The sequence below is a fragment of the Pseudomonas sp. NPDC089741 genome (assembly GCF_044748825.1).
Taxonomy (GTDB): Bacteria; Pseudomonadota; Gammaproteobacteria; order Pseudomonadales; family Pseudomonadaceae; genus Aquipseudomonas; species Aquipseudomonas helmanticensis.
The window spans coordinates 65,853-76,540 of the sequence record NZ_JBIVGT010000030.1; the positions used below are offsets into that span (position 1 = coordinate 65,853).

The window sequence follows — 10,688 nt, forward strand, 5'->3', positions numbered from 1 at the left end:
CTGAAGTATTTCAGCGCCGGATCAAGCCGCAGATGGATTTCACAGAGGCTGCTAGCCGCCGGACTTCTTCGCTTTGAAACCGTGCTTGATCAGCTCAGCCAAGAGTAGCTCGACATGATCGCCCTGGATTTCGATGATGCCGTCTTTCAACGCGCCGCCGGTGCCACAACGTTTCTTCAACGTTGTCGCCAGCTCCTTGAGCGCGTCTTCGGCCAGCGGCACTCCGGTGATGGTGGTCACCGTCTTGCCGCCACGGCCCTTGCTCTCGCGGCGCACGCGGGCAATGCCGTCGCCGGCCGGGATCACGGTTTGTTTGCAGATACAGGCGTCCACCGGCTTACTGCATTCCGGGCAATGACGACCTGCGTCGGTGGAAAATACCAGGCCACCTAAGGCGGCGAAGGATGCGGCTTTTTTGGCCACCGGCAATCCTCTCGGGAGGACAAAGACTGATCGCAACCTTGGGCAAGGTCAGCGACCGCGAAGCCCCACTCAGGCAGGGGCAGCGCTACTGCACCGGATATCGATTCCTGGACTGCTCAATTGCTGAAATGTAGGAGCTGCCGAAGGCTGCGATCTTTTGATCTTTTTTTAAGGCCAAGATCAAAAGATCGCAGCCTTCGGCAGCTCCTACATTCCCCTACAGGCCATCAGTCAATCAGGCCAACCTCAAACTATCCGGTGCAGTTTGAAAAAAAGGTCGCGCAGTGTAACGGCAAAAAACCCGATTGCTAAGTGCCAATCGGCGCCAATTCATGTGTTCTTTGCGACGTCGCTTTGCTGCGCGTTCAGATAGCGCTTCAACGCGGCCAAAGAGTCCGGGCAATAGGGCTTTTGTTGGATTTCCTGCATGACCTGCTCGACCGGGATGAACCGCGCTTCCAGCACCTCCTCCGGCTGCAGTTTGAGCGGCCCGTCCCACACAGCGGAAAACGCCGAACACCACAAACGGTTGCCGGTATCTTCAAAGAAGAAATGGTCGTGCGCAGTGAGTTCCACGCCACTGACCCCCAACTCTTCTTCCAGCTCCCGGGCAGCGGATTCGGCGTAGGTTTCGTCGGCCTGCACCATACCGCCTGCCGCGACGTCCCAGTAACCGGGATAAATCGCCTTGCTCAACGTGCGCCGATGCACGCAAAGCTCACCCGCAGAATTGAACAGCATGATGTAGGTGCCGCGTCCGATCAGCCCGCGCTCGCGCAGATCGGCACGCACCAAGGCGCCGAGCAGGTTGTCCTGTTCGTCGACCCAGGCGATCTGTTCAGCATCGGAGGCGGCGCGATGGGCCGCCTCTTTGGCGTTCTGACTCATGAATCAGCCCTGATTGAGCAGTTGACGCAAATCGATCACAGCAGCGTTGGCCCGGGAAATATAGTTGGCCATGACCAGCGAGTGGTTGGCCAACACGCCGAAGCCGCTGCCGTTAAGAATCATCGGACTCCAGACCGGTTCCTGCGAGGCTTCCAGTTCGCGGATGATCTGACGCACGCTGACCGTGGCGTTCTTCTTCGCCAGTACATCGGCGAAGTCGACTTCGATGGCGCGCAGCAGATGCGAGAGCGCCCAGGCCTGACCGCGTGCTTCGTAGAAGACGTTGTCGATCTGCATCCACGGAGTCTCGACGACTTCTTCGTCAACCTGCGGCACTTCGCCGATGGCCGGGACTTCGGTTTTCAGTGCGGTGTTGAGTTTGACCCGGCCAACACTGGCCGACAAACGTTGCGACAGCGAACCGAGACGGGTGCCCACATCGCCCAGCCAGTTGTTCAGGTTGTCGGCGCGGGCATAGAACAGCGCGTTCTTTTGAGTAGGGTCGGACAGGCGTGCCTGATAACGGCTCAGGGAGTTGATGCCTTCCTGGTACTCCGACTCACTCGACGGCAGGATCCAGCTCTTGTTGTCGAAGTTGAAACGCGGTTCGGCTTTGGCCAGATCGGCATCTTCCGCCGACTGCGACTGCGAACGGGCGAAGTCTTTGCGCAAGGCGCGGGTCAGGTCACGCACCTGCACCAGCACGCCGTATTCCCAGCTCGGCGTGTTGTCCATCCACAGGCCTGGCGGGAAGCGGTCGTTGGAAATGTAGCCGCCCGGTTTGTTGAGCAAGGTGCCGGCAACGGTCTTCAGGGTTTCGACCGTGGTGTAGCCGATGACCATCTGCTTGCCTTCTTTCTCGGCAGCCACTTGCGCGTTTTGTGCGACCGGAAACAGCGCCGGCTCCTGGCTCCAGTACCAGCCAAGGCCGATGGTCACCAGCAGATAGAGGCCGATCAGCGTGGCCAAAGCGCGGCTGAACAGCACCCCACCGACATAGCTGCGGGTGGCCGACTTGGGCTCGGCGGCACGTTCAGGCGCGCTGCCCGCGCGGTTTTTCCAGTCCAGCATGGCGATATCCTTTCAATCACTTGGGTTCAACGGTTCGACCACAACCATACAACAACGTGCCAAGGCCGGGCACCCGGTATTGGGAGGCTGAGGGAAACAAGTGGCTGCTGCCCGAGAGCGAAAGGATAGACGCGCGATTCAGACGTTGAAAATTTTCAGGGAAATCTGCCGGACATCTTCCGGGGTAAATAGATGTGCAATGCCCGCTGCGTCAGTCTTGCGCTGGCTGGGGACGCCGTCGACCGTTGCGGTGTACGCCTGCTGTGGCAGCGGCTCGCCGGTCATGCTGTCGACCAGACGGTAGATCCGCGGAGTTCGGGTGGGTTGCGCCGGGGGATTATTCATCAGCTCCAGCACCGCCTGATCGAAGACCGACGCTGCGACAGGCCATTGGCCGAATTCGGCTCGCGATCTGAGCAGCAGCCAGTCGCCACGCTCGACTTCGCCCAGCACTTCGCTGTCCAGATTGATCATCAAGCCCGATCGCAACTCATCCAGCCCGTCGAGGGGGCAGCGCTCCAGCAGAGCCTGACAGACGCGCTCCAACGCCTGATCCTGCGGATAGACATGCTGACGATCGGCCTCGCTCAGGTCCGCGTGATAAACCAGCCTCATCCCTGGCCCTCGCCTTGCCATTCGTCGGAACCCATCGTCCGGCTAACTTCGTGGCGCCAATAGATACGCCGATAGCTGAAATGGATTTTCTCCAACTGCGTGAGATGAGCAGTGTCGGGGTCCTGGCAGTGCGGCATCAGTATTTCAGCACCAACGATCACCGCGTCTTCCAGTTCCATCGTGTAGAAGTGTTCCTGAACACCCTGAGCCGAGGTACGAAACCACTCCACCCGGCATTGGCTCAGCAGCTCGCCGGAACACAGCGCGGTATTGATCAGCGGTGAGGCCTTGTCGATGGTCTTGGTGACGATCAGCGGCTTATGCATCCGCCGCCCTGCCCCGGCGTTCTTCGGCACAAAAATCCCGTGGCTCAAGGCCTGAATCATGATCTTGTCTTCACGCCCGCTCTGGTAGCTGTTGCCCACTGACGCCTCGGTAAAAGCGCCGGCACTGATCAGGCCCTGTCGGCTGCCGTGGAGGGTCATGAAGGCTGGGATGGGCATGGGGTGGCTCCTTTTTTGGGTTGGGGTGGGGGGGAATGGTGAGGTTCGAAGCGACGTTCGTCTTCTTCAAACAGCCGCCACGCTTCACCGATATCAAGAGTGATGAGATAGCGCTCCTGGTCGAGATGCCGGGAGTCTCTGAATCGCGCCAATATCAGCATCACTTGATACTTGTCACCGGCCTGCCAATAGGCATGTCCTTGGAGCACCCCTGGTCTGAGATAGGCCCGCCACTCGGGCGTATCAGCAATGGTGGGATAGCGCCGGGTTCCCACCGGCCTCCAGCCTTTTGCGCACCATTGGGCTTGCAGGTCGAGAACAACTTTCATGGCATCGTCGATCAGCAACGGCTCTATTTGCGGAGACATGCGGATGTCATCGACCACGTTGTCGTTGAAACCTACCGACAAAAACCGCGCAAGAGGCGTCTCGAAACCGTACTGCGAATCGACAAAGCGCAAACGTGCATCCGTCTTCGGAATGCCGCCCCAGACGTGACCCCGGATTAGTGGACTAAAAGGGGCCGTTGAGTGTTCGCTCATATTTTCATAAGTTCCTCCCAGCTCCAGAGCGATCACGGGGTCATCCCATAATGGCTGCGTCAACCGGTGCGCGACGGCCAATGCCAAAACGGCACAAGGCACCAGCCACGCCCAACATCGCCGTTTGAACAAAGCGATACGCCAGGTCATCAAGTGCCCTCCATGGCGGCGATTTCACTTATGGACTGCGCCAATGAATCTCTATTCTCGTCATTGAGCATGTGGTCAAAACGAGCTGCCGCCCGGAGCACGAACTCCATTCGCTGATCAATGTCGGACAAATCTGCGAGTGGATGACGACTAAAACTGATCGTCCGTCCGCCATCGGCCCGCTGGCATTGACTGGTCATCGTCAACTCTATGGCCTGCGCAACGCCGGAAGGAAAACCAGTAACGAAAGAAAGATGGTTGCCACGTAACAGGGTTACCAGATGGCGATTTTCGTAAATGGTCGGCTGAAGAATGTTTCGCTGCTCATGTCTCGCCAAATGTTCCACACTTTGGGCAATATTCCCTGCGTCTATAGCCTCAAAAGCTTTTCTAATTTCTTCAAAATCTTTCCCAAACCCAAGCGTTTCCTGCCCCACCGGCCAAAGCACAGGAAACTTCGCGTGCCCATAAATCTGTTTTCTCGTTTCCAGACACCTCTTCAACTCCCCCAACCCACGCACCGCATAAAACTGATGCAAAGGATAAACATCCAGAAACAGCGTGGTATTACCCATCGCCATCATCTCGTATACATGCTGGAACTGTTGCTGCACCAATGACAGCTCTTCGCCGCTGGCGCGAAAATCCACGGACGGCACGGGATTACGCGCCTGCGCCTTTTCGTATTCCCGCAAGTCTTCGGCCTGCTCGGGCATTTTTCCCGGTGTCAGCAATCCGGACTCACGTCGCCCTTCGCGCATTCGCTGGCGCGCTTCGTGCTCTTCGCGGAGACGTTCGATGCTTTCAGCGGCATGGAGCAATCCACAGCCCACCTGCTTGGAAGCGAACGCCGCCAAACCGGCCCACTGAAAACGTTTGTCGTGTTGCCAGAGTCGGGCATAAGCAGCGTTGATCGCCCGGTTGCGTTTGACCGGGTCGGCTATAAAGACGCCCTCGGGCGCAACGATTTCCTCGGCCTGGCGCTGATACTCGCGCCACAGGCACTGGCACGTGAGCACCGGCACCTCGGTCACACGCACCTTCTCGCCATACAGCAACTCTTCACTGCATTCACAATCGGCTACGGGCACGGTGCTGTGGTTAAGGCGTTGTTCATCGCTGGCATGCTCGTTGAAACACTGGCTCATGTCGGGCGCAAAGCCTATAGGGGAATCCCTGAACCCTACCAAGCAAAACCCGCTGTGAAACCGCCTCGACGAAAAATCAGAAAGCCCTGTCAGACGATGTCTCTCAATGACTGCGAAGCTTCCTCTCAAATGACAGGAAACATCCCAAAGCCCCCGAAGGCCGGGGACTTCACCGACGAACAGGTCAAAAACAAAACCAATCGGTCAGAAACTGAATTGTGTCGCACTGCAGATTATTGACGTACGACACTCGTCTAAGGGAAAAGAGGTGCTAGCATAGAGCCACCAGTCGATCTCAGCAGCCTAACTAGTAGTCAGGATATGACCGAGCCAGAAGACCCCAGCCGTGAGCGTCTCAAGCACCACTTTGCCCAGCGGGTAATTCATCAGGCACGTCAGATTCTTGAGATATGGCAGCGCCTGCAACGCAGTGAATGGTCCACCGTCGACCTCGCCGAACTGAGCGAGGCCAACCTGCGCCTGCTGCGTTTTGCCGAGCGTTTCGAACAGCCCGAACACACCCAGCTCGCGCATCACATCAGCCAATCGCTGGAAGCGGTGGACGCCAATCGCGGCCGTCTCAGCAGCGGCCTGATCACCGACCTCAATCGCTTGATGCAGCGTTTGTCGCGCACCGGCCTGCGGCATGGCGATCAACTCGACCAGACTTTCCTGCCACCGCTGCGCAAACCGATCTACGTGATGTTGCAAGATCATGACCGTGCCGAACGGCTGGCCAAGCAACTGGAGTTCTTCGGCCTCACCGCGCAGGCTCTCGACAGTGTCGCGGCGTTTCGCTCATCGATGGTCGAGCGCTTGCCCGCCGCGATTGTCATGGACGTGGATTTCAGCGGTGCCGGCATCGGCCTGAAACTCGCCGCCGAAGCCCAGGTCGGTCTGGATGAACCGCTGCCATTGCTGTTCTTCAGCCTGCACGAAACCGACACCCCAACCCGTCTCGCCGCCGTGCGCGCCGGTGGCCAGGAGTTCCTCACCGGCACCCTCGAAGCGTCGAGCCTGCTGGAAAAGATCGAAGTCCTCACCTGCGTCGCCCAGTACGAACCTTATAAAGTGTTGATCATCGACGACTCGCGTGCGCAGGCCTTGCACACCGAGCGCCTGCTCAACAGCGCCGGCATCGTCACCCGCACCTTGATCGAACCGATTCAGGCGATGGCCGAACTGGCGGATTTCCAGCCCGACCTGATCATCCTCGACATGTACATGCCAGCCTGCACCGGCACTGAACTGGCCAAGGTGATTCGTCACAACGACCGATATGTCAGCGTGCCGATCATCTACCTGTCGGCCGAGGACGATCTGGACAAGCAGCTCGATGCGATGAGCGAAGGCGGCGACGACTTCCTGACCAAACCGATCAAGCCGCGTCATCTGATCACTACCGTGCGCAACCGCGCCGCCCGCGCGCGCAATCTGAAAGCACGGATGGTCCGCGACAGCCTCACCGGTCTGTACAACCACACGCACATTCTGCAACTGCTCGAAGACTGCTCGTTCCGCGCCCGCCGCGAAGGCAAGCCGCTGAGCTTTGCCATGCTCGACATCGACCACTTCAAACGGGTCAACGACAGCCACGGCCACCCGATGGGCGACCGGGTGATCAAGAGTCTGGCGCTGTTTCTCAAGCAGCGTTTGCGCAAGACCGACTTCATCGGCCGCTATGGCGGTGAAGAGTTCGCCATCGTCATGCCCGACACCGATATAGAAGCTGCGCACAAAGTGCTCGACGAGATCCGCCAGCGTTTCGCCGAGATCCATTACCCGGCGCAGCCGCAGGACTTGTGGTGCACCTTCAGCGCCGGCGTGGTGGAAATGCACGACGACTGCGACAGCCTGATGATGGCCAGTCAGGCCGATGAGGCGCTGTACCGCGCCAAGGGGGCCGGGCGCAATCGCGTGCAAGCTGCGCGGGAATCAAAGCAAAGTGCCACTTTTTCATCGGATTCCACCGATTCGGTCATAACCCTGTAACAGAACCGCAATAAATTCAGGCGCTTACCATTTCTGCCGTTGGTAGCCGTCATGCGCCTGAAGTTGCTCACCAATCTCAATACGCTGCTGCTGGTCGCCGTGTGCCTCGCACTCGGCGCCACGCTGTGGTGGTCGCAAAAAGCCCTCGAACGCCCGTACCTGTTGATGGAACGCTATCTGGGGTTGTCGCAGCAATTTCAGAACGAGGTCGCACGCAACGTCGAGGATTACCTCGCCAGCGGCGATGCCCTGCGCCTGAGCAGCGCCAGCCAGTCCATCGAAGCGTTGCAGAAAGACCTCAGTGCATTGCCGCTCGCGCTGGCCGACACCCTGCGCCCGAGCCTGACGAGCCTGGATGAATTCAGCAAAACCGACCTGCTCGCGGCCGGCAAACTGGCCGGTGATCCGCAGGCCTTGCTGTTGCAGGCCGAGCGCGAATTGAGCGCCAGCCTCGATCAACTCAGCACTTATGCCAACGGCAACGCGGCTTATATGACGCCGCTGCTTGTCGCCTCTCAGCACTTGGGCAAACTGTCGCTGGCACGGGACAAACTCGTCAGCAGCGGACGCAGTGAACTGGCCGCCGACGTTGAGCGCGAGGTCAGCAATATTCGCACACAGGCGCAGGTGATCGATGCCCTGCCCTTGCTTGGCGTAGTTGCCAACAACGAGTCGGGCAGTGATGATTTCGCCGCAATGATGGGTATCGAGAACACCGAAAAAACCGCCGCCGAAGATGCCGGTGTCAGCTTCAAACGCGAACTCAACAGCTTGCTCGGGCGCTACCCGGCGGAGCTGGCGCGCACTCGCGATCAGATCCAGAAACGCGCAGACCTCAGCACAGCGACTCACCAGAAAATCGCCGCCGTGCAGCAGGCCATCGCCGGTCTTGAGCCGGTGGTACGCGCCCAGCACGGGCAGATCCAGGGCGAAGTGCGCCTGATACAGGGCGTGATGATCGGTCTGATTCTGCTGATTGCGCTGCTCATCGACACCCTGCAGCGCCGACTCTCGCGCACCCTGACCAACCTCGCGCCAGCCCTGTCGACCTGGGCCGAAGGCGACTTCAGCCGCGACATTCATCTGGGCAAAACCAATCGCGAACTGCATGACATCGAGGCTTCGCTCAATCGCTTGCGGGCTTATTTAGTGGATCTGGTCGGGACCATTCGCGGCAATGCTGAACAAGTCGCCGGCAGCAGTCGCACCCTCGCCGAACTAAGTAACGACTTGCACAGCGGCGCCGAACATCAGGCCGGCGACACTGCGCTGATTCGCGACTCTCTCGGTGAACTTGAAGCGACCATTCAACAAGTGGCTGGGGATGCCCGGCAGGCCGCAGACGCCAGCCGTCATGCCGGACTGGCCGTGGAACATGGTCAGACCGTGATTGGCCAAAGCCTGACCGGGCTACATGCGCTGGTCGGTGAAGTGCAGGGCAATGCGCAGATGATCGAGCATCTGGCTGAAGAGTCGGCAACCATCGGCGGCGTGTTGACGGTGATTCGCTCGATTGCCGACCAGACCAACCTGCTGGCGTTGAACGCCGCAATCGAAGCGGCGCGCGCCGGGGAAATGGGTCGTGGCTTTGCCGTGGTGGCCGAGGAAGTACGCTCACTGGCGCAACGCACGGCCGGAGCGACGGCGGAAATTCAGACCCTGATCGCCGGCCTGCAAACGGCCGCGCGACAATCGGTTGAAGGCATGCGCGCGCAGGTCGAACATGCCGAAGCCACGGCCAATCAGGCGCAAGCGGCGGACGGTGCGCTGGATAAAATCGTCGGGGCGATCCAGACCATTTCCGACACGGCGGTGCGCATTGCCGACGTGACGGCGCAGCAGAGTAGCGCGGTCAGCGAGATCCGTGATCACAGCGAGCGGATTCATCAGTTGGGTGGGGATAACTTGCTGCGGATCGGTCGAGGGCGCGAACAAGGCGAGAACTTGCTGGTACTCGGCGGCCAACTGCATACAGCCGTACAAGCCTTCCGCGTCTGACGAAAATCCCTGTAGGAGCTGCCGAAGGCTGCGATCTTTTAATCTTGCTTATAAAAATCAAAAGATCGCAGCCTTCGGCAGCTCCTACAGGGATTGCCGCAAATGACCGGATTCAGAAGCTCGGTCACATATTTTGCGCAAACATCGGCCATCGTGCTGGCTATTGCATAGAACTGGACAGTCACAAAGTCTTTGCGGCATAGTCGCCGGGTTCTGACGAATGCTCATTGATAACAAGGACTACGCAGATGGCAACCCTCCTGGTGCTGCACGGCCCCAACCTGAACCTGCTCGGCACCCGCGAACCCGGCACCTACGGTTCAACGACCCTGGCGCAGATCAATCAGGATCTGGAACGCCGCGCCCGTGAAGCCGGCCATCATCTGCTGTATCTGCAAAGCAATGCCGAGTACGAATTGATCGATCGCATCCACGCTGCGCGCGGCGAAGGTGTCGATTTCATCCTGATCAATCCAGCGGCTTTTACACACACAAGTGTCGCATTACGTGACGCGTTGCTGGGAGTGAGCATCCCATTCATCGAAGTGCATTTGTCCAACGTGCACAAACGCGAACCTTTCCGCCATCACTCTTACTTCTCCGACGTAGCGGTGGGAGTGATCTGCGGCCTTGGCGCCAGCGGTTACCGACTGGCCCTGGAGGCTGCACTAGAACAGCTTGAAACACCGGCAACGACTTGAAATACAAGCGTTAAGCGCCCCTGACCGACCCTTGGGAGTTGATGATTCATGGATATCCGTAAAGTTAAGAAATTGATCGAATTGCTGGAAGAGTCCGGCATCGACGAGCTCGAGATCAAGGAAGGCGAAGAGTCCGTACGCATCAGCCGTCACAGCAAAACCCCGGCTCAGCAGTACTACGCGCCGGCTCCGATGCAAGCACCGGCTGCCGCACCTGTTGCTGCTCCGGTAGCGGCTGCAGCCCCGGTTGCCGCTGCTGCGCCAGCGCTGAACGGCACTGTTGCCCGTTCGCCGATGGTCGGCACGTTCTACCGTAAATCTTCGCCAACCTCGCCGTCCTTCGTTGAAGTCGGCCAGACCGTGAAGAAAGGCGACACTCTGTGCATCGTCGAAGCCATGAAGATGATGAACCACATCGAAGCTGAAACCAGCGGTGTGATCGAGTCCATCCTCGTCGAAGACGGCCAGCCGGTTGAGTACGACCAACCGCTGTTCACCATCGTTTGAACTGCGGAGAGCCTTGATGACTGCGAAGTTGGAAAAAGTTCTGATCGCTAACCGCGGTGAGATCGCCCTGCGGATTCTGCGTGCCTGCAAAGAGATGGGCATCAAGACCGTCGCCGTTTACTCCAAGGCCGACAAAGAGCTGATGCACCC

Annotated in this window: 11 protein-coding genes and 1 pseudogene; 5 read left to right on the forward strand and 7 right to left on the reverse strand. The window is 58.9% G+C overall.

Features of this window, described 5'->3' with window-relative positions; genetic code table 11:
• Positions 1-51: 51 nt before the first annotated feature.
• The 7 genes from ACIPZE_RS22915 to ACIPZE_RS22945 form a co-directional block, all read right to left on the reverse strand.
• Complete coding sequence (locus ACIPZE_RS22915; RefSeq protein WP_007914613.1) at positions 52-423, reverse strand: translation initiation factor Sui1; 372 nt, start codon at positions 421-423, stop codon at positions 52-54.
• A gap of 330 nt (positions 424-753) precedes the next feature.
• Positions 754-1,311, reverse strand: a complete 558-nt coding sequence (locus tag ACIPZE_RS22920) for an NUDIX hydrolase (protein ID WP_400775458.1) — start codon at positions 1,309-1,311, stop codon at positions 754-756.
• A 3-nt stretch (positions 1,312-1,314) separates the two neighbouring features.
• The gene (locus ACIPZE_RS22925; RefSeq protein WP_064388778.1) at positions 1,315-2,382 is read right to left on the reverse strand and encodes a DUF2333 family protein; all 1,068 of its coding nucleotides are present in this window, start codon (positions 2,380-2,382) and stop codon (positions 1,315-1,317) included.
• A 138-nt stretch (positions 2,383-2,520) separates the two neighbouring features.
• Positions 2,521-2,997 carry a hypothetical protein gene (locus ACIPZE_RS22930; RefSeq protein ID WP_283437849.1) on the reverse strand — a complete coding sequence of 159 codons (477 nt, stop codon included), beginning with the start codon at positions 2,995-2,997 and terminating at the stop codon, positions 2,521-2,523.
• Positions 2,994-3,500, reverse strand: a complete 507-nt coding sequence (locus tag ACIPZE_RS22935) for an Hcp family type VI secretion system effector (protein WP_400775461.1) — start codon at positions 3,498-3,500, stop codon at positions 2,994-2,996. Before ACIPZE_RS22935 ends, ACIPZE_RS22930 begins: the two co-directional genes overlap by 4 nt.
• Positions 3,479-4,192, reverse strand: a complete 714-nt coding sequence (locus tag ACIPZE_RS22940) for a hypothetical protein (protein WP_400775464.1) — start codon at positions 4,190-4,192, stop codon at positions 3,479-3,481. The genes ACIPZE_RS22935 and ACIPZE_RS22940 overlap by 22 nt, the downstream gene beginning before the upstream one ends.
• Positions 4,192-5,340 (reverse strand): DUF2515 family protein, encoded by a 1,149-nt coding sequence (locus ACIPZE_RS22945; protein WP_400775466.1) that lies wholly within the window; start codon positions 5,338-5,340, stop codon positions 4,192-4,194. Before ACIPZE_RS22945 ends, ACIPZE_RS22940 begins: the two co-directional genes overlap by 1 nt.
• Before the next feature lie 321 nt (positions 5,341-5,661).
• On the opposite strand from ACIPZE_RS22945, the gene gcbA reads away from it, so the two are divergent.
• From gcbA to ACIPZE_RS22970, 5 genes and pseudogenes are all read left to right on the forward strand, one after another.
• Entirely contained in the window at positions 5,662-7,332 is a 1,671-nt protein-coding gene (gene gcbA / locus ACIPZE_RS22950; protein WP_400775468.1) for a diguanylate cyclase GcbA, read from the forward strand.
• A gap of 1,491 nt (positions 7,333-8,823) precedes the next feature.
• A pseudogene (locus ACIPZE_RS22955) lies at positions 8,824-9,330 on the forward strand (methyl-accepting chemotaxis protein); the annotation flags it as partial.
• 248 nt (positions 9,331-9,578) lie between these two features.
• Positions 9,579-10,031, forward strand: a complete 453-nt coding sequence (gene aroQ, locus ACIPZE_RS22960) for a type II 3-dehydroquinate dehydratase (protein WP_008078187.1) — start codon at positions 9,579-9,581, stop codon at positions 10,029-10,031.
• Between the two features lie 48 nt (positions 10,032-10,079).
• The gene (gene accB, locus ACIPZE_RS22965; RefSeq protein WP_095121948.1) at positions 10,080-10,538 is read left to right on the forward strand and encodes an acetyl-CoA carboxylase biotin carboxyl carrier protein; all 459 of its coding nucleotides are present in this window, start codon (positions 10,080-10,082) and stop codon (positions 10,536-10,538) included.
• Between the two features lie 16 nt (positions 10,539-10,554).
• A partial coding sequence (locus ACIPZE_RS22970; RefSeq protein WP_400775473.1) for a biotin carboxylase N-terminal domain-containing protein occupies positions 10,555-10,688 on the forward strand: 134 nt, incomplete at its 3' end.